The organism is Poseidonibacter lekithochrous (assembly GCF_013283835.1).
Classification (GTDB): domain Bacteria; phylum Campylobacterota; class Campylobacteria; order Campylobacterales; family Arcobacteraceae; genus Poseidonibacter; species Poseidonibacter lekithochrous.
This window is the reverse complement of sequence record NZ_CP054052.1, coordinates 1,152,701-1,179,553: the sequence shown is the minus strand read 5'-3', so window position 1 is coordinate 1,179,553 and position 26,853 is coordinate 1,152,701. Positions and strand designations below refer to the sequence as shown.

At 27.6% G+C, this 26,853-nt stretch carries 29 protein-coding genes; 16 read left to right on the top strand and 13 right to left on the bottom strand.

Annotated elements, in window-relative coordinates; genetic code table 11:
- Nucleotides 1-118 precede the first annotated feature (118 nt).
- The 5 genes from lhgO to ALEK_RS05765 form a co-directional block, all read right to left on the bottom strand.
- Nucleotides 119-1,312, bottom strand: coding sequence for an L-2-hydroxyglutarate oxidase (lhgO, locus tag ALEK_RS05785; RefSeq protein WP_071627303.1), 1,194 nt, complete (start codon nucleotides 1,310-1,312; stop codon nucleotides 119-121).
- A gap of 1 nt (nucleotide 1,313) precedes the next feature.
- Nucleotides 1,314-1,910: a lactate utilization protein gene (locus tag ALEK_RS05780; protein WP_071627302.1), complete on the bottom strand. Its 597-nt coding sequence runs from the start codon at nucleotides 1,908-1,910 to the stop codon at nucleotides 1,314-1,316.
- Nucleotides 1,894-3,843 carry a TRAP transporter permease gene (locus ALEK_RS05775; RefSeq protein ID WP_071627301.1) on the bottom strand — a complete coding sequence of 650 codons (1,950 nt, stop codon included), beginning with the start codon at nucleotides 3,841-3,843 and terminating at the stop codon, nucleotides 1,894-1,896. Before ALEK_RS05775 ends, ALEK_RS05780 begins: the two co-directional genes overlap by 17 nt.
- Before the next feature lie 98 nt (nucleotides 3,844-3,941).
- Nucleotides 3,942-4,961: a TAXI family TRAP transporter solute-binding subunit gene (locus ALEK_RS05770; RefSeq protein ID WP_071627300.1), complete on the bottom strand. Its 1,020-nt coding sequence runs from the start codon at nucleotides 4,959-4,961 to the stop codon at nucleotides 3,942-3,944.
- Nucleotides 4,962-5,152: 191 nt separating this feature from the next.
- Nucleotides 5,153-5,437 carry a putative quinol monooxygenase gene (locus ALEK_RS05765; RefSeq protein WP_071627299.1) on the bottom strand — a complete coding sequence of 95 codons (285 nt, stop codon included), beginning with the start codon at nucleotides 5,435-5,437 and terminating at the stop codon, nucleotides 5,153-5,155.
- A 32-nt stretch (nucleotides 5,438-5,469) separates the two neighbouring features.
- Between ALEK_RS05765 and ALEK_RS17635 the strand changes: the two genes are divergently transcribed.
- Nucleotides 5,470-5,598 carry a hypothetical protein gene (locus tag ALEK_RS17635; RefSeq protein WP_265734121.1) on the top strand — a complete coding sequence of 43 codons (129 nt, stop codon included), beginning with the start codon at nucleotides 5,470-5,472 and terminating at the stop codon, nucleotides 5,596-5,598.
- Between the two features lie 101 nt (nucleotides 5,599-5,699).
- Here the strand turns inward: ALEK_RS17635 and ALEK_RS05760 are convergent, their stop codons facing one another.
- Nucleotides 5,700-7,064: a type II toxin-antitoxin system HipA family toxin gene (locus tag ALEK_RS05760; protein ID WP_071627298.1), complete on the bottom strand. Its 1,365-nt coding sequence runs from the start codon at nucleotides 7,062-7,064 to the stop codon at nucleotides 5,700-5,702.
- A 127-nt stretch (nucleotides 7,065-7,191) separates the two neighbouring features.
- On the opposite strand from ALEK_RS05760, the gene ALEK_RS05755 reads away from it, so the two are divergent.
- Complete coding sequence (locus ALEK_RS05755; protein ID WP_071627297.1) at nucleotides 7,192-8,034, top strand: hypothetical protein; 843 nt, start codon at nucleotides 7,192-7,194, stop codon at nucleotides 8,032-8,034.
- A gap of 97 nt (nucleotides 8,035-8,131) precedes the next feature.
- Entirely contained in the window at nucleotides 8,132-8,377 is a 246-nt protein-coding gene (locus tag ALEK_RS05750; RefSeq protein WP_071627296.1) for a hypothetical protein, read from the top strand.
- A gap of 43 nt (nucleotides 8,378-8,420) precedes the next feature.
- Here ALEK_RS05750 and ALEK_RS05745 read toward each other — a convergent pair whose 3' ends face one another.
- From ALEK_RS05745 to ALEK_RS05735, 3 genes are all read right to left on the bottom strand, one after another.
- Nucleotides 8,421-8,927, bottom strand: a complete 507-nt coding sequence (locus tag ALEK_RS05745) for a hypothetical protein (RefSeq protein ID WP_071627295.1) — start codon at nucleotides 8,925-8,927, stop codon at nucleotides 8,421-8,423.
- Nucleotides 8,928-8,994: 67 nt separating this feature from the next.
- The gene (locus ALEK_RS05740) at nucleotides 8,995-9,699 is read right to left on the bottom strand and encodes a response regulator transcription factor (protein ID WP_071627294.1); all 705 of its coding nucleotides are present in this window, start codon (nucleotides 9,697-9,699) and stop codon (nucleotides 8,995-8,997) included.
- Nucleotides 9,700-9,715: 16 nt separating this feature from the next.
- Complete coding sequence (locus tag ALEK_RS05735; protein WP_173424120.1) at nucleotides 9,716-12,328, bottom strand: PAS domain-containing sensor histidine kinase; 2,613 nt, start codon at nucleotides 12,326-12,328, stop codon at nucleotides 9,716-9,718.
- Nucleotides 12,329-12,434: 106 nt separating this feature from the next.
- On the opposite strand from ALEK_RS05735, the gene ALEK_RS05730 reads away from it, so the two are divergent.
- Both ALEK_RS05730 and ALEK_RS05725 read left to right on the top strand, forming a co-directional pair.
- Nucleotides 12,435-13,349 (top strand): AEC family transporter, encoded by a 915-nt coding sequence (locus tag ALEK_RS05730; RefSeq protein ID WP_071627292.1) that lies wholly within the window; start codon nucleotides 12,435-12,437, stop codon nucleotides 13,347-13,349.
- A gap of 66 nt (nucleotides 13,350-13,415) precedes the next feature.
- A complete protein-coding gene (locus tag ALEK_RS05725; protein WP_071627291.1) occupies nucleotides 13,416-14,018 on the top strand; it encodes a hypothetical protein in 603 nt (200 codons plus the stop codon).
- Between the two features lie 135 nt (nucleotides 14,019-14,153).
- Here the strand turns inward: ALEK_RS05725 and ALEK_RS05720 are convergent, their stop codons facing one another.
- The gene (locus ALEK_RS05720; protein ID WP_071627290.1) at nucleotides 14,154-15,326 is read right to left on the bottom strand and encodes an MFS transporter; all 1,173 of its coding nucleotides are present in this window, start codon (nucleotides 15,324-15,326) and stop codon (nucleotides 14,154-14,156) included.
- Nucleotides 15,327-15,469: 143 nt separating this feature from the next.
- Between ALEK_RS05720 and ALEK_RS05715 the strand changes: the two genes are divergently transcribed.
- The 3 genes from ALEK_RS05715 to ALEK_RS05705 all read left to right on the top strand — a co-directional run bounded on the left by ALEK_RS05715 (nucleotide 15,470) and on the right by ALEK_RS05705 (nucleotide 18,047).
- Complete coding sequence (locus tag ALEK_RS05715; RefSeq protein WP_197950347.1) at nucleotides 15,470-16,675, top strand: MFS transporter; 1,206 nt, start codon at nucleotides 15,470-15,472, stop codon at nucleotides 16,673-16,675.
- A 205-nt stretch (nucleotides 16,676-16,880) separates the two neighbouring features.
- On the top strand, nucleotides 16,881-17,483 hold the full coding sequence (locus ALEK_RS05710) for a TetR/AcrR family transcriptional regulator (protein WP_164072448.1): 603 nt from the start codon (nucleotides 16,881-16,883) through the stop codon (nucleotides 17,481-17,483).
- Nucleotides 17,484-17,537: 54 nt separating this feature from the next.
- Nucleotides 17,538-18,047 carry an HPP family protein gene (locus ALEK_RS05705; RefSeq protein ID WP_071627288.1) on the top strand — a complete coding sequence of 170 codons (510 nt, stop codon included), beginning with the start codon at nucleotides 17,538-17,540 and terminating at the stop codon, nucleotides 18,045-18,047.
- Nucleotides 18,048-18,069: 22 nt separating this feature from the next.
- Here the strand turns inward: ALEK_RS05705 and ALEK_RS05700 are convergent, their stop codons facing one another.
- Nucleotides 18,070-18,783: a sulfite exporter TauE/SafE family protein gene (locus ALEK_RS05700; RefSeq protein WP_071627287.1), complete on the bottom strand. Its 714-nt coding sequence runs from the start codon at nucleotides 18,781-18,783 to the stop codon at nucleotides 18,070-18,072.
- A 104-nt stretch (nucleotides 18,784-18,887) separates the two neighbouring features.
- Here ALEK_RS05700 and ALEK_RS05695 point away from each other — a divergent pair, with 104 nt between their 5' ends.
- The 5 genes from ALEK_RS05695 (at nucleotide 18,888) to ALEK_RS05675 (ending at nucleotide 21,586) form a co-directional block, all read left to right on the top strand.
- Nucleotides 18,888-19,154, top strand: coding sequence for a CBU_0592 family membrane protein (locus ALEK_RS05695; protein ID WP_071627286.1), 267 nt, complete (start codon nucleotides 18,888-18,890; stop codon nucleotides 19,152-19,154).
- A gap of 2 nt (nucleotides 19,155-19,156) precedes the next feature.
- Nucleotides 19,157-19,411 carry a hypothetical protein gene (locus ALEK_RS05690; protein ID WP_071627285.1) on the top strand — a complete coding sequence of 85 codons (255 nt, stop codon included), beginning with the start codon at nucleotides 19,157-19,159 and terminating at the stop codon, nucleotides 19,409-19,411.
- Between the two features lie 125 nt (nucleotides 19,412-19,536).
- Nucleotides 19,537-20,190 (top strand): peroxiredoxin-like family protein, encoded by a 654-nt coding sequence (locus ALEK_RS05685; RefSeq protein WP_071627284.1) that lies wholly within the window; start codon nucleotides 19,537-19,539, stop codon nucleotides 20,188-20,190.
- A 17-nt stretch (nucleotides 20,191-20,207) separates the two neighbouring features.
- A complete protein-coding gene (locus tag ALEK_RS05680) occupies nucleotides 20,208-20,780 on the top strand; it encodes a TetR/AcrR family transcriptional regulator (RefSeq protein ID WP_071627283.1) in 573 nt (190 codons plus the stop codon).
- A 20-nt stretch (nucleotides 20,781-20,800) separates the two neighbouring features.
- Nucleotides 20,801-21,586 (top strand): exodeoxyribonuclease III, encoded by a 786-nt coding sequence (locus ALEK_RS05675; RefSeq protein WP_071627282.1) that lies wholly within the window; start codon nucleotides 20,801-20,803, stop codon nucleotides 21,584-21,586.
- Between the two features lie 24 nt (nucleotides 21,587-21,610).
- Here ALEK_RS05675 and ALEK_RS05670 read toward each other — a convergent pair whose 3' ends face one another.
- A complete protein-coding gene (locus ALEK_RS05670; protein WP_071627281.1) occupies nucleotides 21,611-22,516 on the bottom strand; it encodes a glycosyltransferase family 9 protein in 906 nt (301 codons plus the stop codon).
- A 213-nt stretch (nucleotides 22,517-22,729) separates the two neighbouring features.
- Here ALEK_RS05670 and ALEK_RS05665 point away from each other — a divergent pair, with 213 nt between their 5' ends.
- Genes ALEK_RS05665 through ALEK_RS05655 form a run of 3 tightly spaced genes read left to right on the top strand, consistent with a single transcriptional unit; the run spans nucleotide 22,730 to nucleotide 26,246 of the window.
- Complete coding sequence (locus ALEK_RS05665; RefSeq protein ID WP_071627280.1) at nucleotides 22,730-24,631, top strand: TonB-dependent receptor plug domain-containing protein; 1,902 nt, start codon at nucleotides 22,730-22,732, stop codon at nucleotides 24,629-24,631.
- Nucleotides 24,631-25,086, top strand: a complete 456-nt coding sequence (locus ALEK_RS05660) for a hypothetical protein (RefSeq protein WP_071627279.1) — start codon at nucleotides 24,631-24,633, stop codon at nucleotides 25,084-25,086. The genes ALEK_RS05665 and ALEK_RS05660 overlap by 1 nt, the downstream gene beginning before the upstream one ends.
- Entirely contained in the window at nucleotides 25,086-26,246 is a 1,161-nt protein-coding gene (locus ALEK_RS05655) for a GGDEF domain-containing protein (protein ID WP_071627278.1), read from the top strand. The genes ALEK_RS05660 and ALEK_RS05655 overlap by 1 nt, the downstream gene beginning before the upstream one ends.
- A gap of 6 nt (nucleotides 26,247-26,252) precedes the next feature.
- On the opposite strand, the gene ALEK_RS05650 is transcribed toward ALEK_RS05655, so the two are convergent.
- On the bottom strand, nucleotides 26,253-26,852 hold the full coding sequence (locus ALEK_RS05650; RefSeq protein ID WP_071627277.1) for a leucine-rich repeat domain-containing protein: 600 nt from the start codon (nucleotides 26,850-26,852) through the stop codon (nucleotides 26,253-26,255).
- Nucleotide 26,853 lies beyond the last annotated feature (1 nt).

Here is a 26,853-nt window from a genome sequence, read left to right as displayed (position 1 = left end):
CGTATTTTACCAAGTTAAATTTTATATGACAATCCAGATATTGCTAAAATGATTTTTTTTTGAAATTAAGTAAGAATCGAAGTACAAAGTATTGCACTTCGATTAAATATTTGAAGTATTATTTATTTTTTAAAACATGTGTTTCAACTACCCAGTTCGCGAAAGGTATTGAAGAAGTAAATGCAGGACTAACCGCATTTAGCACATGTACAGAGTTTTCATCAGATTCCACAACGAAATCTTGCACTAACTCTAATGTATTTTTGTTTAATAATTGTGCACGAATTCCTGGAGTACTCCAAGAATCAAAACCATCATGATTCATTTGTTTAGTTAATTTCATAGCTAAACCTTTTAAATATGAAAGGCTATATTTTTTCACTTCACTAAAAGCTAATGATCTAAAACCAAAAGCATTAGTAAGAAATAGTTTTGCTTCATAAAATAGAATTTGAGAAAACTCTTTTAAAGAGAAGTTATCCATTCCCTTATAGTTTTCTCTCCATAATGCAGGTATTGCTGTAGGTCCTATTTTACTCTCTCCATCAACTGTAAGAGTATAATGTACTCCTAAAAATGGGTTTTCAAGATTTGGTACTGGATATACATTTGTTTCTAAATGAGAAACATTGTTTTTATCTTTTAGATAAATACCTTTAAAAGGAATAATCACATAATCTTTTGAAAAACCAAAATCTCTAGCAATATTATCAGCATATAAACCTGCACAATTGATTACTTTTTTTGCTTGAAAATCTCCAAGGCTTGTAGATACCACATTATTTGAACTTGATATATATTTACAAGAAAGAAGTAGTTCAACACCTAAGTCTTTAATTACTTTTGCAAACTCTTTTGTAACTTCTTTTGGATTAACTGTAGCAGTACTTGGACATAAAAGAGCTTTTTTATGAGTTTTAATATTTGGATAAAGTTCATTTAATCCATCTTCATCTAACCAAATTAGTTCAACTCCATTAGCCTCACCTCTTCTTTTTAACTCTTCAAGACCTTCAACTTCTTTATCATCAGTAGCAACAACTACTTTTTGACATTCATTGATTTTAAGACCTCTACTTTTAACAAACTCTTTTAAAGCAATATTTCCCTCTTTTGTGAACTTTGCTTTTAAAGAATCTGCTGAATAATAAAATCCAGCGTGTAAAACTCCCGAGTTTCTACCTGAACTGTGCTGAGCAACTTCATCTTCTTTTTCAAGTACTAAAATCTTAGATTCTGGAAATCTCTCTTTTAGATTCTTTGCAATATTTAAACCAATAATCCCCGCACCTATTATTAAATAATCATACATTTTAAAATCCTAAATCTTCATCTACTAAAACTAGTATTATTCTATCTTTCTCATCTGCTTTTATATAAGAGAATTTATTAGCAATATTATCAAGGTTATGTCTTGGTTCCTTACCCATCTCTATTGCTTTATTATTCATTCTATTTATATTTTTTACAGCTGAAACATCCATTACTCTGGCAAATCCATCTTCTAAAGTATCAACAATTTTATTTTTTCCTACAATTACTAATACATTCTTAGGACCAAAAATCATAGCGGCAACTCTATTTCCACTACCATCAGCATTTACAAGTTTTCCATCTTTTGTTAGAGCATTTGTTCCTGTAACAAAAAGATCAGTTAACATTCCCTGTCTTCTTCTATTAGTATTCTCTTCGATAGAGATACCTTTTTCATACTGGTTGTATAAAGTGATATCCTCTTTTGAAGTAATATAATCAAGTAAACCTATTTCTTGCACACTAGTTGAACCACCAAGTCCTATACTCATTGATGATTGAATATATGACTTTGATATTTCGAATGCTTCGTTTTTGTCTTTTGCACTATGAACCTTGTACCCACAAGCTTCAAGTGTATTAATTAGCTCTTGCATAAAAATTCGCTTCCTTTGATAACATTTTGTGTAAAACCATTGATACTGCAAAGATTATAAATCCTACAACATGTGTATTTTGAATTGTCCCTAAATATGTTTCCATATTAAATGCACTATCAGGAGTTAATAATAATACTGCAGCTACTGCAAACATAACTCTCTCTAAAATATTCATCTTTTTATCCCAGTAACCTTCCATAACAATAGAGAAAGCCATGATTCCCATTAATGCGAATCCAAATACTTCAAACCGCTCTAACCAAGTACCATTAATAAGTGGAGTAAAGGCAAATAATAGAGGAATAATATACATTCCTTTTCCTACTTTCCAAGCTGTTAAACCCGTAGCCATTGGTGGTGTCTTTGCAATTGCAGCTGCTGCAAATGCGGCTAGACATACAGGTGGTGTAAGGTTAGAATCCTGAGATAACCAGAAGATTATCAAGTGTGCGGATAATAAATACATAGTAACTTCAGGTATTTGAATTCCTGCATTTACTAAAGCTGCCATTTCAGGGCTTAACATAAGTCCTACAAGTGCTGGTGCTGATAATACAGATAATACAACATATGATGCAGTTACTGGTAATCCCATTCCTAAGATTAATGAAGCAATAGCAATTAATACAATTGCAAGAAGTAATGAGTTACCCGACCATTCCATGATTAATTGAGAGAATGTAATACCAATACCAGAGATATTAATAATTCCTACAATAATACCAACAGCAATAAGTAATACTCCCGTTACAACCATATTTTGAGCCCCAAGTGCAAATGCACCTAAAATCTCTTTGATTCCCATTCTTTTATTTTTTGTTAAATAAGAAGAGAAAACAATAGCAAGTATGGCAATACCAGCTGAATAAGTAGGAGTAAATCCATAAATTAATAAACCAACTAAAGTTGATAATGGAATAATAAAATGGAAACCTTCTCTTAAAATTGGTAAGATTTTAACATCTGATTTTTCACCTTGAACATTATGTTCTTTTGCATGGATATTAATATAAAATGCAATAGAAGCAAAGTATAAGATAGCCGGTAAAATAGATACAGAAATAATAGTAACAAATGGAATATGTGTCATTTGAGCCATAATAAAAGCCCCTGCTCCCATAATTGGAGGCATGATTTGTCCACCTGTACTTGCTGCTGCTTCAACTGCTGCTGCAAACTTGGATTTGAATCCTGCTTTTTGCATCATTGGAATTGTAATAGATCCAGTTGATACAGTATTTGCTACTGCTGAACCTGAAATTGTTCCCATCATAGCTGATGATATTACAGCAACGTGACCAGTTCCACCAGTATATTTACCAGCAACTGCATTTGCTACATCTACGATGAAATCACCTGCTCCTGACTTAAGTAAGAAAGCAGCGAATAAAATAAACATAAATACATAAGTAGAAGAAATTGTGGCAATTGGCCCAAATAATCCTTCACTTGTATAGAACATTCTATATAAAAATCTTTCGTGATTCATACCTGCAAATGCAAATATTCCATCAATATGTTGACCTAAAAATAGTAAATATGCAATACAGAAAATTATAATTCCTGGGATAATATATCCCGTAGATTTTCTAACCATTTCAATAGCTAAACCTATTGTCATAGCTGCAACTATTAAGTCACTTGTTCTCATTTGACCATTTGCAACAGCATAAAGACTCTCTTCGAAAGCCATCATATATATAAATGTTCCAAGAGATAAAACTGCAAAAAGTATATTAAGAATACTTACTTCATTTTCATTTTTTCCTGCTTCATAAGTTAAGAATCCTAAAGAAGCTAATAATGCAAAGTGCGCGGAGTTAAACCATAAGTCACTAATACCACCCCAAATATTTATACCAAAATGAAATAGTGATATAAAGATTGCGTAGACAAAAGTGATTTCTTTAAAGTATTTTATTTTTATCATTTTTTATTCCTAAATTTATATAAACTACATAAACAATTTATAATTACTTACATAATCCATATATCAAAAGAAGAGAGTCTTCTTTTGATATGTCAGTATTACTTAGCCATTAAAGTAGCAGGGATTTTGATACCTTGTTCTTTATAGAATTTTGCTGCACCTGGGTGAAGTGGCATTGGAAGCCCAGCAATTGCTTTTTGAATTGACATAGCTTTTGTAGCTTTATGTACTGTATTTAAGAAAGGTAAGTTTTCATAAATTGTTTTTGTTAAAAGATATACAGTTTCTGCTGGAGTATCTTTTGTTACAACTAGTAAGTTTGGTTGAGCGATTGTATTAATATCTTTGTCTTGTCCTGGGTATGTTCCAGATTTAATAGTAAAGGGAGTCCATACTGGATAGTTTGCATTAATTGCGTCTAAGTTCTTTTTGTCAAAATCTAAAACTTTAATTTTATCATTTCCAATAGAAGCGAAAGCATTTGTAACTGCTGATGTTGGAGGACCTGATGGAGTATTCATTCCATCTACTTTACCATCTTGTAATGCAGTTGAACTTGGAGTGTATCCTAAGTATTGAATATTCATTTTATTAAAATCAATAGCAAGTGAATTCATAATAGTTTCAGCTGAAACTCTAGAACCAGAAGATCTACCACCAATTGAGAATCTTTCACCATAAAGGTTTTTTAAATCCATAATGTTTCCAGTTTTTGCATAATCTTTTCTGATTGTAAACTGTTCAACATTTTGCCATAACATAGAAATTGATCTAAGATTTTTCTTTGGAGCACCTTCGTATTTAGCTTTACCTTGCCAAGCCATAGAACCAAATAAACCTTGTAAAATTGCAAAGTTTACTTCACCTTTTTGTAGCATATCTACATTTTCACCTGAACCTGCAGATGTGATAGCTGAAAAAGTTGTTTTATGTTTTTTTGCTAGTTTTAACGAAGCGATTGTTGCAATCCCAACACCAACTGGATAATAAGTTCCACCTGTACTTGCTGTTGCAATTACATATTTAGTCTCTTTTTTTGCTGCATTTGCACCAGTAATCATAGCTGCTGTGATTGCTGATGTAACAAAAATCTTTTTTAAAATTGATATTTTAGACATGTTATTTCTCCTTAGTTTTTGTACTAGAAGCAGTATAACATATTTTGAAACTAAATTGTTTCAAAATTGTTTCAAATTTATAAATTTGTGTAAGAGTTATGTATTTTAGGGCTTTTATTCAAAATATTAATTTATTTTATAGTCTCATTTGCCCTTTAATGTTTCATTTTGTTTATTTTTATACTATTGAATTATAGTACTTCAAGCTCAAATGGTTCTACGTGAGCTGTGTATTCATTGAAAGTATTTTTGAAATCTAAATATGTTTCTGATTTAAAGTAAGCGCTTAATGCTTCTTCATTCTCCCAAGACTCCATAAGTATAAATTCAACTGGATTATTTTTTGTTTGGTAGATATCAAATTTTAGACACCCTTGTGTTCCTCTTGTATTGTCAAGTAAATATTTTAGAACTGCTTTTAATTCTTCTATACAATCTTTTTGTGCTAGGAATATAATCTGTCTTGTAATTGTCATTTTTTCTCTTTATATATATTTATGTAATTCTATTGAATATTCACTTTAATCAAAATCAAGAAAAAGCTTTTTATGCTTTCAATGAGATAATCGTGGCAATAAAAAATATTGTAATTGGTGGCTTTACAAAAGAGCAAAGAGAAAAGAAACTAGAAAAATAAAAACTAGCTATGAAAAAAAGGGTTATAAATTTTTGAAGTTCCAAGAAAATGGGACGTTAAAATCTGTAGCAGTATGTCAAGTAGATGAAGTAATACTAAAATTAATCCCAAAAGTCGTCTTCTTCCTCTTCTAAAATAGTATCTTTATCCAGTAAATACTCATTAATATACTTAATTCTTCCTTCATAGTAGTTCTTCAATATAACTTCAAATGGGTTTTGAGAATATGCACTTTTGTGAAAAGGTAAACCTTTTATTTCACTTGGTAATGTATCTACATAATTTAAAAATGTATCTTTAAATTTACTGCAAATCTCATTGATATACTCTTTTACAATCTCTCGATCAATATTAAGTAGATCTGCAAACTTCAATAAGAATTCTCTATTTATTTTAAAAGTTTTGTTAAGTACTTTTAGCCCGATATCGTTTGTTTTTGTATCTTTATAAATTTTAGTTGTGGAAATGTCGTAAAATGGTGAAACCTGTTTTTTTTCATCTTTTTGATCATTACTTGAATTTATTAAAGACAAATTCTTTGCGTGTAAGTCACCATGTGCAATCACTATTGAAAATATAATGAATTTTAAAAGTTTTAACTGCTCATCATTGTCAAGGTATTCTTGGGCAGCTTCAAATACATCTTGCATAGAAACCTTATATTTTTGCTCACTTTCTTTATTCATTAGAGTTAATATCTCTGTGTGGTCAATTTTACTGTGTTTATATCTATCATATCTTTTGATGATATAGTGGTAATCAACACCATGTTTAATAATTGCACTGTATGGAACATCAAAACCAAAATCTCTTGCAATTGTCATAAATAGATGTTCATTAATCAGCAAATATGGTATATAACTTCTAGCTTTGTCTCTTGGCATAAAAGTAGAGTAGTATTTGCTATAAGGCTTCATGAAATAATTACTAGACTTTGAAGAGTCGTGGGTTATAGTTTTTGTTTTATCATCTAGTAATACAGAAAACTTATACTGATACCCAGATAATCCAATTACTCTACTATTTGCAAGCTCAGTAGGATACAAAGTGGAGGGATCAATATCTAATGTATAATCACTTAGAATATTGGGGAATTCATAATCATTATTTAGGATTTCTTTTGCTTTTTCATTAAAGTTGAATGTTTCCCACTCTTCTGGTTCAAACTGTTTAATAGTTTCATCTGTATAAAATTCAAAAGAGCCATGAATATTATCAAGGTAAGCAAGAATATCGATATCGTTTGTAATGTCATTTTGACTAACTAAAAGCTTCTTTTGGTCATGTTCTGGTAGCATATTTTCAAAAACAGGAAATAGGTAGAATGAAGTATTAACTTCTTTTGTTAATCCATGTATATACTCTTCATTTGTGATTCCATCATTGTATTTAAAAGTAATCTCTTTTGTTTGATGGTCTTGTGTTAATACACCAAGAGATTTATTGTTGTTAATAATGTATATCATATGCACTCAATATTAAGTAAATTTACTTAATTATAATTAACTATTGGCTTTTTGTCAAATATCTCAACTTGACATATTTTTTAGTATGTGATAAAATAAAGTAAATTTACTTTATTAAGATAGGCTTATGGCAGAAAATTATTATACACAAAATAAAAGTGAAATACTTTCAATTGTTGAAGAACAAGGTTTTATGTCCACTTTAGATTTAGATACTTTACTTAAAGAGCTAAAAGATAAAAGACTTGTATCGCTTAGTTTATCTTATGATGATTTCTTTTCAAAGCTACTGGATGATGAATTAATAATGCACTCAATAAAAATAAGAAATGTAGTTAAGGCAAGATATACACTTAGGAAAATTTTTAATATATATGACTTTACTTATTCTCTTGAAAGTAGGTCTTTTTTCCCTATGTTTACATCTTTAAATATTCAAGGTCTTTCAAATTTTAGAGAGAAGTTTGTTTTTGTATCAAAAGAGCGAAGCCAAAGAAGCGACTTCAAATCAAAAAATATAAAACAAGATGCAATAGATAATGCTTTTTCAAAAAAACCAAGAATGACCCAAGCCCGTGATAGAATTAATGGTTTTAATGTAGTAATGCTTGAATCAAATAATACTGAAGAGATTGAGATTATACAATATGGTAAATACAAAGTTTCATCAGTAAATAGAGCCTTTGTAGAAGTGATAAGTAATATACAATATTTTAAATCGCCAGAAGATGTGATAGAGCAGTTTAGAAAAATAAAAGATCAACTTGATATAGATAAGATATTTGATGTAATAAAGAAATTCGATTTTGTTTATCCATACTATCAGCTTGCAGGCTTTTACCTTGAAAAAATAGGGGTTAATAAAGATAAATTAAATATCTTCTATGAAATGAAAAGTACTTTAAAATTCTATACTGTTAAAAACAAAGAGATATACTCTTTTGATGATCACTGGAATATCTATTATTAGTAATTCTATTGAATATTCACTTTAATCAAAATCAAGAAAAAGATTTTTATCATTACAGTGATATAATACTCTCAAAAAATATTAAAAAGAGATAATCGTGGCAATAAAAAATATAGTAATTGGTGGCTTTACCAAAGAACAAAGAGAAAAAGAGTTAGAAAAAACAAAAACTAAACTAGGAAAAAAAGGTTATAAGTTTTTGAAGTTCGAAGAAAATGGGACTTTAAAATCTGTAGCAGTATTTCAAGTAGATGAAGCAATACTAAAAAAAGAGAAATCTATGCAACTTATTGTAGTTGGTGTTGGGTTTTTAGTGGTTGCGGCAATTTTACAATTTAAATAAATTTATATAGATTACGATAACTAAAGTTTTACCTTTAGTTAACTTAATAATCTTTCTTAATAAAGTTTTCCCAATCCCCACCATTTTCCTGATAGATACTGTGTAAATCATATGATAATTGTAAAAATGGTTCAACAAATATAGAAGATTCACATTCTCCTAAGATTTTCTTATCTTTTACTTCTTCTAAGGTTTGTAGTATTCCATCTGTCATATCATGAGAAAAACTTTTTGCTTCTAGCAGTATTTCTTCATATTCACGAATAGATGGCTCATATGCAATATTATGTGCAAATTTATTTCGCATTCTATTTATAGAAATTAAAATATCCTTTAATTTTAAAGGAATTATATTATTATCATAAAGAAATATAATTAAGTTGAAATGAGTTAATTTTTCAGCATGATTCATTTTTTCAGGAAAAGTAATCTCTACACATTTTAACATTAGAAACTCCAACATTAAATGACCTTTAATAAAATGACTAAGAAATGGACTTTCAGTTAAAAATGTCTCATCAAATAAATCTGTAAAACAACTTATTTTCATATAAATCCTTTCAATTTGAATTATTTAGCAAAATTAAAATTTATTACTAAATAAAAGTACGAGTAAACTACTCAACAATATACCCCAAACCCTTCTTAGAAACTATAAAGTCATCATCAGCAACTTTATCTTTTACTCTTTTGATAACCGTACGCATTGTTGCATCTGAGGTTTTATCATCATTCCAGATGAACTCTTTTAGGAATTCTTTTGTTTTTATCTCTTTTATATTTGTGATTAGTGCTTGGATTAATAAAGTCTCTTTTTTTGAAAGGTTAATCAACTCTTCGCCTTTATATAGAAGATTTGTTTTTGTATTAAAAGAGTATGTTTCATTTAGGTTTATTAGCTCTACTTGGACTTCTTGTTTTGATTTATCTTCTAGGACTTTTGTTTTTACTTTTTTTAGCATTTCCATTATGTTTTTTACTTCTAATGGTTTTACAAAATAAGATATTACATTTAGACCAATTGATCTAAATAAGTATTCTTCATCTTTGTATGCTGATACGATTATGAACTTTTGATTTTCATTTAGTGCCGTAATATCATCTATCATTGATAGACCATCTTTATTTGGCATTTTGATATCTGTTAAAACTAAATCAAAAGCTTTGTTTTCTTCATATGATTTAGTATAAAGATCTAGCCCTTCTTGTCCATCACAGGCAATTTCTACTTCATCAAATATTGTATCAAGGTAAAACTCTAATATTTCCCTTGCGTCTTCTTCATCTTCTACTAATAATACTCTTGTAATTAAATCACTCATAATTTCTAAAAAGCAGTTATATATTAAGTGCGATAGTAAAACTCACACCATCTTTTATATTTTCTACTTCTATTTTTCCTTTCATATTTGTTTCTATAATTGATTTTGTCATATATAAACCAATTCCAGTACCTTGAGTTTCGAACTTTGTTGTAAAGTATGGTTCAAAAATTCTGTCAATTATATCATTTTTAATATTATCGCCATTATTGGAAATCTCTATTTTTACTTTATTGTTTTCTTCTCTTACTTGTATGTTTATAATTGCATCAAATTTATTGTTTTGTTTTTTTACCAATAAGGCATCTTTTGCATTATTTAGTATATTTAAAATTGCTTGTTTTAGTTCATTTTCATAGTTTGAGATAATTACATCATTACAATCAAAATTGATTTTTATATTTTCATTTTCATACTGATTTTTCACCATATATAAAAGCGTATCAATACACTCTTTTACAGAAAACTTATCTTGTGTTTTAGATGGTTTATAGAAGTTTCTAAAATCATCTATAGTTTCACTCATATACTCTATATGTGTTGTTGCTCTACTCATAAACTTATCAATTTTTTCAACACTTACTGCTTCGTTTTTATAATTATCTCGTAAGAACTGAATGATTAAAGATACATTATTTAGAGGCTGTCTCCATTGATGAGCAATATTTCCTAGCATTTCACCCATGGCTGCAAGTTTACTTTGTTGGATTAGGATTCTATCTTTATCTCTATTTTTTTTAACTTCATCTTCTACTTTTAGTTTTAGCTCTTCTTCACTTAATTTGATTTTTGTAATGTCATTTATATATCCATAAAAATGACTTACATATCCCGAATGATTCTTGATTAAAATTACTCTGCTTGAAATCCATCTTATTTCATTTGCTGCGTTTATTACTCTACATACAACAGTGAAGTTTTTAAGGTCATTTTTTAAAGCAGCATTAATAGCTACTTGAACTTTATTTATATCTTCTTTATGAATCAGATTCATAAAATTCATCTCTTTTGATTCAAAATCTTTTTTTGTATATCCAAAACTTTTAATACTGTTAGATATATATTTTACTGATAAATCTTCATCATTTACTAGTTTGAAAATTACAATTTTTCCATCTTCAACTAGATATTCGATATCTAAAAGCTCTTTTTTCATTCTTTTATTTTTATCAATATCCATAGACATCATAAGCATTCTATCAAGCTCACCCTTATCTCCAATAAAAGACTTACCTCGTGCTAAAACCCATTTGAAACCATCATTTTTTGTTTGAAGTCTATATTCACAAATAAAAGTATCATCAGCTTTTGCAAAAATCTTATCAAATAGTTTTTCAACTTTTTTCTTATCTTCATTATGAATTAACTCAAACCAATCTGAGAATGTCTGAACCTCTTCTTTTTTATAGCCGAACATTTCAAGCCATTTATCAGAGAAATAAATCTTCTTAGTTTTAAAGTCAATATCCCATAATCCATCATTTGAGGCAATAATCGCTAATTCAAATCTCTTTTTCCAATGCTCTAAAGATACTGTTTTAGCTTCTAGTTCGTCATTGTATTCATTGAATATTGTTTTGATAAAGTTTGAGAAGATATATGTAAACAAAATCAAAATAGTTGTAATCAATAAAATATAAAAAAAGATTTGAAAAAATAGATTTCTATACTCTTTTTGAATTCCTGTGATTTTATCTTTTATTTCATATTCTAAAATACTCTTATCATAAAAAACACTTACTAAAAAATTGTATTTACTATAAAAATATGTAAAGTTTTTAAAACTATCATTGTATTCATAGTCATTAAAATAGTATGAGAGTATTTCATAAGATTTATTTTCTTTTATGGATTTTAATAAGACATTTGATTTTGTCAACTGCTTTTTATTATTGAAGTTATAAGTATCTTGAGAGATAATATCGTAAAACCAAATATTATATAATTCATCATTTATAGTATTTAAAATAGCTTGTTTTGTAATCTCTTTGATTGAATTAATAGTTGAAAACGAACCTATAAAATACTCATATCCATTGATAACAACTTTATCAAAAAAGCTTAATCTTACTGTTCTTTTTAAATCATCCTTCCAATATTGAAGATTATTTTGACCTTGTGAATGAATATATTGTAAAGTTATATCTCTATTTTTTTTAGTTTTTTCTGAGTTAAAAATCAATTCTTGAAGATAATCAATAGAATCAATTCCATATAAAATATTTAGATTGTCTTTTGTGAAAACTACTAGTTCAATATTATTATGTTTTTCAATTGATTTTAGATAATCAGTAAGTAAATCAAACTTTGTCAAAGAATTAGATTCTAAATATCCAATAGCTTTATAAGTCACTTTCTTAAGAAGAATTTCTTCTTCTAAAAAACTCTCTTTTAGTTGTTCTTTTACGTGTGTTTTAAAACTACTTATTTCTTCTTTTTTTGCAAACTCATAGTTTAGAAAATATTTTTGTTTTAATAAATCTATTTTTCTATTCTCTTTTGAGTCTAAAATAAAATATGTAATAACTAAAAGAATTGTTGCCAAAAGCATAATAAAGATTACAGGTATTTGAGAAAATAGTTTTTGAATATCAATCAAAGTATATTTTTTATCATTTTTAAAAAGCATTTAATCTTATCCTATACTAATTTAATCTATAATCTAAAGTTTCAAAATTGTTTCATTAAGTAAATTATATTGAAACTAGACATAATACCAAGTTAAAGAAGCCATTATGATACATATATTTACAGCACTAATACCTATATTTTCCCTTATTATGATTGGATACTTTCTAAAAAAAATAAAATTCCCATCTTATGAGTTTTGGCCACAAGCAGATAAATTAACATATTATATTCTAATGCCATCACTTTTAATCTACAAATTATCAAATGCAAACCTAAAAGAAGTGAATAGTTTCAATTTTGTTTTAACTGCACTTCTTACTATTACTATAATACTTTTTATTTTGATGTTAATAAACAAGTTCTTTAGAGCAAAAGATGATGCTTTTACCTCTGTAGTTCAAGGGGGAATTAGGTTTAATACTTATGTATTTTTAGCTTTAGCTGACTCGATTTTTGGAGATACGGGTCTTGTATTAGCAGTTATTCTTATGACATTTGTAATTCCATTTATAAATATTTTATGTATTTCTATTTTTGCTTTATATGTTAGTGAGAGTAGATTGACTTTTAAATATCTTCTAAAATCTATTGTTACAAATCCCTTGATAATGGCTTGTTTTATTGGAGGAAGTATTAATTATATTGGAATTGAAGTACCTATTATTGCAGATAAGATATTAGCTATTTTAAGCTCAGCAGCTCTTCCACTTGGACTATTATCTGTTGGTTTTGGATTAGTTATAAAAGAGATAAACTCTTCAAAAAGTGAGATATTTAATTCAAACTTTGCAAAGTTAGTTTTAACTCCAATCATTATGTTTTTAATTGCTAAGTTTTTCGAGCTTGATAATCAAATGATTTCTATTTTAGTGATATTTGCAGTTCTTCCTACTGCACCCTCTTCTTTTGTATTAGCAAGACAACTAGGTGGAGATGTGAGATTAATGTCTTCAATTATAACAGTACAGACTTTGGTATCTGTACTGTTTATAATCTTTGTATTAAACTATTTTATTTAGTATTAAAATACTCTATTATATTATAAATATTTAAAAGATGAATAGTTGTTTTCAAAGGATTTAAAAATGAATATAAGTGAAATAGAACAAAAATATGCAAGCTATCAAACTCAAAGTAATAATTCTACTGTTAAAACTCAATCAAATGAGGATTTTTCAAGTGCTTTAGAAAACTTCAAATCTTACAAAGCAGAAGAGTCAACAAAAACTGACTCAAAAGAAGAAGAGTATGATGAAAAATATCAACTTGGATTACAAAGATATAATGCTTTTCAAGGTGAAGATAATAAATGGCTTGGAAATTCTGTATTTGAGAAAGATCAGGATGCTAAAAATGAATTTATTAACTATCTTTCAGATTTATCAGTAGAGGATTATATGTTAATAAGTGATAACCTAAATACATCTTTTGGAGGTCAATTAATGGAAGATGAAAATGGTAATATTGTATCTGGTAGATATGAAAAAGACCCTTCTAAAGAGTTTTATTCAGTAGGAAGTACAATAAACTATTTTGAAAATGAACTTAATGATCTTATAGAAGGTGCAAGAAAATTTGGTGGAGATCCAACGTATATGGCTAATCTTTTAACAGATGTAGTAAATTTCTTTAAAGACTACCAGTCAAAAGAGCAAGAAAACCAATATCAAGCCTTAGGAATTAAATAAAATGTAAATTGATAAAGAGAAGATGAAATTTGCTTTCTTTTATCAAAATACTAAAATAGATATAAAACATCTCCACTACTTGAAAGTCCAGTTTTTTCAAATAAACTCTTTTCTAATTTTGCTTAAAGAAGAGTTTTAAGAACTCTTCTTTAAAGTAGTTTCAAATCCCATTTGGGGATTTCTTGGTATTAAATATGAAAGAGCAAATGATAGCAATGCCACAGATGCACCGATTATAAATACTAAAGAAGTAGAATATAACCAAACTAATCCAAGTAATGCAGGTAAAAATACAGCAGCTATATGGTTTATAGTAAATGAAACAGCACTTGCACTTGCAATATCTTTTGGATCTGCAATCTTTTGGAAGTATGTCTTAAGAGCAATTGCCATTGAGAACAACAAGTGATCTATTACAAAAAGAAAATATGCAAAATACAGATTTTCAACAAAAGCATAAGATACAAAAACTAATACTAGTCCAATATACTCCACTCTAAGAGTAATCCTCTCTCCAAATCTAGCAATAAATCGCCCTATTTTTGGAGCAAAATACATATTTAGTATTGAGTTTATAAATAGTAATGCGACCATATTATGAACATCTACACCAAACTTCTCTACTAATAAGAATCCAGCAAAAACTATAAATATTTGTCTTCTAGCCCCTGCAAAAAATGTAAGAGTATAAAACAACCAATACTCTTTTTTAAGTCTTATCTTTTTATCCTGAACAACATCATCTTTAAAATGATCAAACATCATCCAAGCTATGATTCCAATAATAAAAGTAATCCCACCAAAGAATAAATATACATATTTATATTCCACAGAAAAAAACTTCATCATAAGAAAAATTATAATAAAAGCTACTAACGATGTAGCAGATTTAGCTGCTGTAATTTTTCCTAAAATTATTGGAGCTTTATCTTTTGATAACCATTGAAGAGACAAAGACTGATTCAAAGTCTCTAAATAATGAAACCCCATAGACATAATCACAGTAGTAACATAAAGCCCTATTGCACTAGGAAAATACCCTGTTAATAAAACTCCAAGCCCTAAAGCCATGATTGAAAGATAAGCTAATTTTTGTTGACATACAAAAATCAGCACTAATACAACTGTAAAAGCTAAAAAGCCTGGGATTTCCCTAAGACTTTGTAATATTCCTATTTGGCTACCATCAAAAGAAGCAGCTTCAATAACAAAGTTATTAAGTAAACTCATCCATGCCGCAAATGAAAATGACATAGATAAAGCCATCACATAAAGCAAAGCTTGACGTGATTTAAAAAAGTTTTTCATATTTATTCTTTCTAATATATTTTGATTTTTGCGAATGGTATCACTATAATATGTAAAAGTCAAATATTATTTAATATTAGACAAAAGTATTTATTTTAGATAGCATTTCAAAAAACAATTAGAATACTATAGAAGGCACAAACTTGACATTAAAACAACATAGAAATATGATTATAATTTTAGGGATTTTAATCCTAGTAATTAGTATGGGACTTAGACAAAGTTTTGGTATGTTTATTCCCTCATTTACTGCAAACTTTGATATTACGAGAGCTGATTTTGGGCTAAGCCTTGCATTTCAACATCTATTATTTGGTTTAGCACAACCTTTTATTGGATACTTAAGTGACAAGTATGGTAATAACAAAGTCTTAATGGCAGGTAGTTTACTTTATGCCTTAGGCTTATTTCTAGTAACTACTATTAGCTCTAGTCTTGGTTTACATATAAGTCTTGGATTTTTAGTAGGACTTGCACTTAGTGCTACAACATACGTAGTAGTTTTAGGAAGTATTGCAAAAGTAGTTGACCCTAAAAGACGAAGTACAGTATTTGGAATTGCCACGGCGGCTGCTTCTTTTGGTATGTTTGTTTTTATTCCTATTACAGATTCTTTATTGAGTCATTTTGAACTTAATACTGCTTTTTATATCTTTTGTATTTTTAGTCTGTTAATTGGAGTATTTGGTTTCTTTATGAAAAGTGACGATTCTCAAACTATTAATACAAATGTAGATGCAGAAGAATCCATATCAAAAGCTCTTAAATGCTCAAAATCTCACAAGGGATATTGGAGATTAAACATTGGATTTTTTGTATGTGGTTTTCATGTTGCTTTTATTATGACTCATTTTCCTACGTATTTAATGGATAGTGGTTTAACATCAGGAATTGCTACTTTGGCATTTTCACTTATTGGGCTTCTTAATATTTTTGGTTCATTTATGTTTGGAAACCTAGGAGATAAGTTTGAAAAAAGAAAACTATTGATAATACTTTATTCTTCAAGAGCTTTAATCTTTTTATTAATGATATTAATACCACTTACAAACTTTAGTGCCATTCTTTTTGGAGCAATGATTGGTTTTGTTTGGCTTGCAACTGTTCCACTAACTAGTGGTTTAGTAGCTCAAATCTTTGGGGTTAAAGCACTAGCAACTCTATATGGAATAGTATTCTTATCTCATCAATTAGGTAGTTTTATTGGGGCTTGGCTTAGTGGTATTGTATATGATTATACAGGTTCATACTCTAGTATTTGGTGGGCTTGTGTGTTTTTATCAATTCTAGCAGCTGTAATGCATATAGACTTAGATGATAAAAAGATTGATTACAAAAAAGTTAAATAAAGTTTAGCAAAGAGTACTAGTAGGTGAAAAATAAAATTGACTTTTAAAACTGTCAATATTAAAAGCATATATTGAGATTAATAATATAAATAAAAGAATAATAAAAGCATAGATAAATAAAGTTTTATTTTTTGTTGTTTTATTTAAAGTGTCCATATAATATCTTATCAAAAAAGAGTTTATATATTGGGATAAAATATTAAACTTGACAAAGATTACAGCTTATGTTAAAATTCAACCAAACGATCGTTTGGATAATATGAAAAAAACATCAAAAGAAGAAATAGTAAAAAAATCAATTGGGCTTTTTAAACAACAAGGCTATCACAATACTTCAATGGCAAATATAGCAGATATTTGTGGACTAATAAAAGGCAGCCTATATCATCACTTCAAAAGTAAAGATGAAATAGGTCTTGAGTGTTTAAAATTCATTCATGAATATTTTGTTGACAATATATTTTCAATTGCAAAAAAAGATGAGCTCTCTCCAAAAGAAAAAATTGAACTTTTTATTAACAAAATTGATTCCTATTTTCTAAATAGCAAAGGTGGTTGTTTATTTGCTAATTTAGCCCTTGAACTTCCATCGACAAATACAGCTTTTAAAGATGAAATCAAAGTTTACTTTAAAGCATGGGAAGAAGCTCTAGCTAAGATATTAGAGAGCAAATACTCAAGAGAAGAAGCCTTTTCTTTGGCAAAAGAATATTTAGCCCTAACACAAGGTGCAATTATGATGATGAATTTACATGATAGTAAAATTGAGTATTTAAAAGTAGGAAAAAAAATCATTAATTTACTTTAATGTTTTTTTTGTTCAAAGCAACAAACCAATCGTTTGGTTGATTAAAGGATATAAATGAAATATTTACAAAAATTTAAAGGTAAAAAAGAAAATCTACCTCAAAAGACTTCAATAAAAGAAATTTTATTTGCAGGAATTGGAGGATTTATTGCAATTGCATTAATAGCCTATATAACTAGAAGTTCTGACAATTTATTAATAATGGGTTCATTTGGCGCATCGTGCGTATTATTATTTGCTTATCCAAAAAGCCCATTTTCACAACCTAGAAATGTTATATTTGGACATCTATTTTCTACACTAATAGGTCTTATATTTCTAAATTTATTTGGCTATGAGTGGTGGTCAATTGCCTTTGCTTTAGCAAGTGCGATAATAATAATGCTTTTAACAAGAACGGTTCACCCACCAGCGGGTTCTAATCCAATTATTGTTTTTCTATTAGGTGCAGATTTTGATTACTTAATTTTTCCTAGTTTGACTGGATCAGTCATATTAGTGTTAGTTGCACTTTTTTATATTAATTTGAATAAAGAAAAAAGTTATCCTGAGTATTGGTATTAAGAGATTATTGCATCTCTTAATATCAAATAAATAAACTAAGGATTAGTTTTACAGCTAAAGCTGATAAAAGTACTTTTAAAATCATTGTAAATTTCTTACCGTCAATTTTATCTCTTAATTTTGTACCCGCATAAGACCCCGCAACTGCACCTATAATCATTGCAATAATAATTCCAATATAATCAAAGAATACAAAACCAAAATACATAAATACAAATACTTTAAGAATGTGTGTAATACTCATAAGAGCAGCACCTGTTGCTACTACTTTGTCTTTATCTTCATAATCTTTTAGTAATAGTGTCATTGTAAGAGGTCCAGTAGCTCCAACGACAATAGAAAGACCCGATTGTAAGAAACCAACTAAATAGTAGTTTTCATACTTTTTGATTTTATTATTAAACTTTTTAGACCAAAGAGATAATAAAATATAAGCCCCAATAAACAAAGGAACATACTCTAAAGAAATCATAGAAATAATACTAGCAAAAAGTGCAATACCAGCAAGTGAACCAATTAGAAACTTTGGTATTGTTTCATATTGAACATCTTTATAACCAAAAACTGCTCGGGAGAAATTACTAGACATTTGAGTAAGACCATGAACTGGAATCAATGCATTTAGAGGTAAAAAAGAAGGTAGAATAGCAATCAACATCATTCCCCCACCAAGTCCAACAATACCCGCAACTGTAGAAGTAAAAAATGTAAGTAAACCTAATAATAGTTCATTCATGAAATTGTTCCTAAATATAAATATATTTCTAAAATAACTAATTAAGGCTTATTTATCAAAAAAAAGATACAATCCTCAGTTTTAAAATATCAAAAGGAGTAATTTTGGATATTTATCAAGGAATTGGATTTGTAGGAATGGTATTTGTAGTTGTTGCCTACTTACTATTACAAATCAATAAATACACTATTAGATCACTACAATATCAACTATTAAATTTAGTGGGAGCAATCTTACTTTTAATATCACTTTTTGTACACTTTAACTTAGGTTCATTTATTATTGAAGTATTTTGGATTATTATCACAATCTATGGAATAGCAGTGAACATAAAAGATAAAAAGAAAAAAAAAAGAAACACTAAGGAATAGTAATGAGACATATGTTATTTACAATTTTTTTAGCTGCTTCACTTTTTGGAAACTATGCACACCAAGGGGAAAACTCTGGTAAAATTGATATGCATGGTGGGAAAAGTGATAGTTTAGTAAAGAAAAATAAAAACTTTTCAAACTCTAATTTAAGTCCTTTTGGAACAATGGGTTTAAGCAAAGAAGTAACACCAAAGAAACAGCCTTCAAGTATAAAAAAAGAACAAGAAAAAACTCAAAAAAATACTAACAAATAAAATTAATCAATACATTTTAAATTAAAGAAATCAAAAAAAGCCTTGACAAGGCTTTGATTTCTTATTATAATTTCAACAGACCAACTGGTTGGTTTTAATATAATATATAAAAATAAGGATAAAAAATGTCAAGATTAATAGATGAAATAAATAACTATAAAGAAGGTTTCAAAACAAAAGTTCCTCAAGAATTACAAGAAGTAATGTTAAATGCAACAGAAGAGTTGAAAAAAACTTCTCTTTCTAAAAACGCATTAAAAGTAGGAAATACAGCAAAAGACTTCGCACTTCCAAATGCAGTAAATCAAACAGTTTCATTAGATGAGTTATTAAAAGAGAATGATTTTGTAGTTATTAATTTCTACAGAGGACTATGGTGCCCTTATTGTAATCTAGAATTAAAAGCATTACAATCAATCAATGATGAGTTAATCAATAACAATGCAAAATTAGTAGCAATCTCTCCTCAAACTCCAGATGCAAGTTTGACTACAAAAGAAAAAAATGAATTAGAGTTTGAAGTATTAAGTGATTCACATAATACATTAGCAAAAGATTATGGTTTAGTATTCTCTCTTGCTGAAGAGTTAAGACCTATTTATGAAAGCTTTGGGATTGATATTGTGGGACTTAATGATGAAGATAGTTTTGAGTTACCATTACCTGCAACTTATGTTATTAATAAACAAAAAGAAATCATCTATTCATTCATTGATGAAGATTATACAAGTAGATGTGAACCACAAGAAATTTTAGATATAATTGCCAAAAATAAATAAGAGTAATTGAGGAAAAAATGCAAGATATTCGAACAAGACTTATTGAAGCTACATTTCAAGAAGTCTTTTCTAACGGTTATACAGGAGCATCTTTAGCAAATATACTAAAAAGAGCCGATACAAAAAAAGGCTCTATGTATCATCACTTTCCTTCAAAAAAAGATATGGTTATAGCTATGATTGAAGAGAAAGTAGAAAAAAGAATAGAGAAAAAATGGCAAGTTCTTGCCCAAACTGATAAAAATGTTATTACACTATTAATCTCTATTCTTGAAGATACAAACTCATGGGACTTAACTAACGGTTGTCCTTTGGGAAATTTGTTACAAGAGTCTCTTAATCAAGACGAAGATTTTGCAAAAACATTAACAGACATTTTAGATAAATGGAAAAAACTATTTTGTGATGCACTTGAAAAAGCCATAGAACTTGGTGAAATCAGAGAGGATGTAGAGATTGAAAAAGTAGCTACTTTTTTAATCGCCTCTATTGAAGGTGCATTACTTCTTGCTAAAAAGCATCAAGACAAAAAAGATTTTGAAGTATCTATTGAACAACTTGTTTTTTATATCAATACTCTTAAAAAATAAAAATCAAAGGTATTATAAAAATGGCAAAAACTTATAAATTTATATCATGGAACGTAAACGGTATTAGAGCAGTTGATAAAAAAGAAGCTCTTAAATGGGTAGATGAAGCAAATATTGATATTCTTGGTATTCAAGAAACAAAGTCTCAAAAATCTCAAATTCCTGAATCAATTTTTGATAAAGAGTACAAAACTCTTTTTGCAAGTGAATCAGCAATAAAAGGAAGAAGTGGAACTGCACTTTTTACTGATATTGAAACTACATTTGAATGTAATTGTCCTACTGTTGATGTTCTTGATGAAGGAAGAATCAACGAAGTTCACTTCACATTGGGTGAAAAAGATATTGCATTTTTTAATGTATATTTCCCAAATGGTCAAAGTAAAGATGAAAGATTAGTTTACAAAATGGAATTCTATGATAGATTTTTAGAGCATTGTGAAAATCTTAAAAAAGATGGAAAATCTATTATTGTTTGTGGTGATGTAAATACTGCACATAAAGAAATTGACTTAGCACGTCCAAAAGCAAATGAGAAAAAATCTGGATTCTTACCAATGGAGAGAGAATGGATGGATAAATTCTTATCTCATGGTTATGTAGATACGCTAAGAGAGAAAACACAAGACGAAGGTCTTTATAGCTGGTGGTCTTACAGAGCAAATGCAAGAGCTAATAACGTTGGCTGGAGAATTGATTACTTCTACGTAAGTGATGACTTAAAAGCAAACATCAAAGATGCATACATCTTAAATGAAGTAATGGGAAGTGATCATTGCCCTATTGCTTTAGAAATCGAGTTATAAGAGATTTTCTCTTATAACCAATACTTAGAACTTAAATAAACTCAACACATCCTCAGACCTAGGAATATAATCTTCATTTTCATCTTCACTATATGGATCCACATGTTTATAAATAATAGTTTCCCAAGGATTTCTCCATTGTGAGATTAACTCAATCTTTTCATATGAAGTTGGTACAACTATAGTATTTACTCTATAAACTGCTGCTATTTGCATAGGTCCACTATCTATTGTCAAAAATAGATCTAAACCTGCAATTTTTTCTACAAGCTGTGGAACTGAAGTTTTTCCAGCTAGGTTTGTATAGTTTTCAATGCCATTTGCTTTTAATTCATCTTCAATGTCTGAGCAAATATCTATTTCGTTTTGTCCACCTAATAAAACAACATCATATTTACTTGATAGTTTAATAGCTACCTTTGCAAATTCTTTAGCATTCCATCTTTTTACATTTGCATAAGTTGAACCCGCATGAATTCCAAAAGTTGATTTTTTATTCCATTGAGGTTTGAAATTTAACATCAAATCCCCTGCTCTATAATCACTTTCTAAAACAGTATTTATAAAGTTGTTGTATTTTTCAACTTTATGGATATTTTCCATATTATCAACAAAATTGAATTTCTTTTCACAATTTATAAAAAATAAGAAAAACTTAGAATAGAAGTCTTTTTTAAAAGAAACTACTAGGTCTTGTTCTCCCAGACTTTTTGCTAATCTAAAAAGAGATAAAAGTGAAAAAATACTTTTTCTTGTTTCTTCAACTACTAAGCTATTGATTTTTTTATCATTAACAAAAAGTTTAGTAGATATAGATGAGCCAACAAATGTTATATCGGCATCTTTATAGTATTTTAGGAGGTTTTGTACAGCAGGTGTTATCATAACAGTATCTTCAATTAACTCTGGTAATTCAACTAATATTTTCATTTATTGTCCAACTTTTAAATATTTATTTATAATATATAGAAAGAGACTTTGTTTAACTTTAATTTTTTTTATTAGTTAATCGAATTTATTGTTTTAGCTTGTTGTAAAATATACAAGAGTCAATTATTATATAATCTTAAAAAAGTTATCAAAGAATAATAAATTATTAAGTAAATTTAAACTAAAATAAAGAGTTGGATAAAGGAAGTTATAATGAGAACGTTTTTACTATTTTTTATTTTATTTTCACAAGTACTTTTTGCAGAGGACTTAAATAATCTTCTAAAAGAGTATGAAGTAGAATCTCAAAACTCACTTCAAACAATCGATGAAAAACTAGGACACGTTTTTATCTATTCACAAAAAGATATAAAACGTATGCAATACAATAAACTTAATGACATACTAAAAGAACTTCCATTAAATAATTCAAATAAAAATCGTTTAGGAATGGCAAACTTATCCCTATCTGGAACAAAAACTGCCGTTAGTGGTTTCTTTAGATTCTTTATAAATGACCATGAAATTAGCTCAACTTATACACAATCAATTTCTGTTAACTGGGGAGATTTACCTCTAGATTTTGTTGACCATATAGAAGTTTATCATGGAGATAGTTCCTTTGCATTAGGAAATGAAACAGGAATATATTTTGTAAGAATATATACTAAATCCCCTAGAAAAATAAATGCAACACAACTACAATTAAGAAATTCAAATAAAAATGAATATGCACAAAGCATCACACACTCAGAGAGTTTCGGGAATGATTGGTCTTATTTAATTTATTTAAATAATACAAAAAAAGATGAGTCAATTCCATATGAAAATAACACTCTAAAAAATGATAAAAAAAGAAGATATCTATTTTTGGATATCAATAATGAAGATACAAATATAAATATCGCGTACACTGACATAAAAAAAGATATTTATATGGGATTATCCAAAAATGCTGCACCAGAAGATGGACATCAAAATTCAAAAGATTTCTATATTGATATAAAAAAATATTTTCTTTATGACAAGTCATTAAAAGCTACATTTTCTATTGATGTAACAAGTAGAGAATATTCTGAAAAAAATGACAATGGAATAGTAATAACACCAATATTTACAAATCCTGTAACCCTACCAAAACAAGTAGATGAAAAAGCTAGATTCAGAAAAATAAATGCTTATTTAGGAAAAACAACTGAATATAAAAATAATAAGTTTCTAACAGCTATAAGTTTAAAAAATAAAAAATATGATTTAAAATATAGAAATATAGTAGATCATACAAATAGTACTATTGAACAAAATGAATATACTAATTTTAATGAAGAGACAAATTTCTCTTTATTATTAGAGGATGAATATAGAGTAAATGACAAAATACTATTAGTAGCAAATGCAAAAATAGACAAATATAAAAGAAATGGTTATCTTAAAGACTTCACTGAAAAACTATTTAGAGTTGGTACTATTTATACGCCTACTAATAACTTTGGTTTAAAGAGTTTTTATACTCATACTTATGTTCCACCTACATTTTACAATGTAGACTATGCAAAAAAAAGTGACCCAAATCTAGAAATACAGAAATACAAAATCTTTACAGTTGAAGGTGTGCTTACAAGTGGGAAATCTAAATTTACTGCTATATATCATGATGTAAGTATTGAAGACTTTTTATATTATACACCTGTTGGATTTGAAAATATAAAACATAAAATTAAAACAAATGGAATGATTTTCAATTATAAATATTTATTCAATGAAAACAATGAAGTACAAGTAAACTACTATTTTACAAATTTAAGCGAAGAAGTTAATAATTCAAATGATGGTGCTTTTATAAAATATATGGCTAAAGATGGGAAAATTGAATATTTTACATCTTTAATTTATAAGAATAAATACTCATATAAAGGCTTGAATGTAAGAGCTTCTTATGACTTAAATCTAGGAGCGACTTACAATCATACTAAAGACTTGAGTTTTAGTATAAAAGGTGAAAACCTATTAGATAAATCCAGTAAATCATTGTATTCTGATGACTTTCCAGAATCATCATTTGCTTTAGAAGATGATGATAGAAATATCACAGCTACTGTAAAGTGGGTGTTCTAATGAAAAAGTTAATTATCATACTTTCACTTATATCAATATGTTTTGCAGATCAATATACTTTCTTAGTAAAAAAGTATGATAAAGAAATTGAGCTTGAAGCAAAGATAATAGCAAATATCGCAAATTCAACTACAAAGGGAAATATAAAACTTTTTATTCCAAAGATTTCAGAATTAGAAAAAAAGATATATTCTAAGTACTTAGAAGTTGTAGACTCTTGTGATAAGTCAAACTTTGTATTTATTAAAAATAAAATAAACAAACCAGAGACTTGCAATCTTACAAATAAAGTTTTCTTCACGAATAACTATAGAAAACTACTAAACAAAGATATGTATATTGGAGCATTTTTCTGGAGTAAAAGTAGACCAAATATTGTATTTATCAAAAATAGACTAGATAAAAAAGAGATCACACTTCCAAATAGTTATTCTCAGTTTATAGAGGATTTCTAATGAATTCTAAACTCTTTTCAAATAATCCTATTTATTTGTTAACCCTGTCTATTATAATTACTTCTATTTTGATAGTTTTATTATTTGGAATAATTAAAATTGAAAAAAATATAGAAAAAAGAATGTTTAAAATTGCTACAGAAGATATTATATCTATTAGTGAAAATATTACTGATTCTATTAAATCAATATTAAAAGATAGTGATGATTATATTTCAATAATACAGAAGAATACAGAAATACAAAATAAAATTGAATCTAAAATAAAGATATTAAAAACAGAAAATATTAAATACACATATCTATTATATAAAGATAAAAAGAGTATTTTCAGATTCCTTGTAGATACGGAAGAATCAGAATCAAAAGCCTTCTTAAATCAAAAATTTGATGTTGATAATCCTAATTGGCTTAAGATTTATGAGACTAAAAGAGCAACATTAATAAAGCATACAATACTGCAAGAGTTATCAATTACATATATAATTCCTATTATTAAAGATAATGAAGTAAAACTACTATTCGCAATTGATTTCTCGGTTAATAAAATATCTGAAATTAATAAGATAATAAATCTAATGGAAAAAGGTCTTTTAGCAATTATTATCATTTCTTTTATTTTTATATTTATACTTGTAATTCAAGTAAGCAAATATAGAAAAATCAAAAAATCAGCTTTTATAGATACTTTGACAAATGTATACAATAAAAACTATCTGCATGAAATGAAAGATAATATTGATTTAAATAGTTATGTTTTAGCCGTATTAGATATAGATTTTTTCAAAAATATAAATGACTCATATGGGCATGATGCAGGAGATATGATACTAAAACAGTTGGCTTCGATCATAAAAATGAATATAAGAGATAATGAAGATATTGTTATTAGATTTGGAGGAGAAGAGTTTATTCTATTAATTAAAAAAGATGAAAATAAAAAACACAATGTTTCACTAAATGTTATTAATAGAATTTTCTCAAATATTCAAAAAAATGATTTTTATATCACAAGTGATGAAGCCATTCGTGTTACAGTATCTATTGGTATCAATGTAACTCCACATGAAAACAAAACTTTTGATAAGGCATTTAAAAGTGCTGATGCAGCACTTTATATAGCAAAAGAATCAGGTAGAAATAATATTAAGATTGCTTAGAATCTCTTAATACTCAAAGATTTTTAAAGTATCTTTTAACTCACTCAAAGATGGTATTTCTAATAATGTATTACCTTGAATAGATAATCTTCTTAGATTTTTAAGTTCATTGATTTCACTAGGAATAATAGCAATTTGATTATTTCTTAAATCTAAGTTCTTTAATGATTTCAAATTTTTTATATCTTGAGGAATTGATTTTATTTGATTTTCTCGAAGAATTAATCTCTCTAGATTTTTTAAGTTTACTAAACAAGAAGGAAAGATAGTAAAACTATTTCCATTTAAAACAATTTTATTTAAGTTACTTAGTTTTTCAAAAGAGTTTGGAAGAGCTTGAAGATTATTTCTAGATAAATATAAAGTTTTTAGATTTTTTAGTTCACTTATTTCATCATCTAATACTAGTAGTTTATTTTCTCGAAGGTCTAGACATTCTAAGTTTTTGAGTTGTTTTATTTCTTCGGGAATAACACTTATATTATTCCCTGATAAATGAAGTTTTTTTAGATTCACAAAAGAAAATATCTCTTTTGGAATCTCATCTAAGTTCTTGTAGCTTAGATTTAGAACTTCAATATTTTTATCATCAAAATCAAGTTCCAAT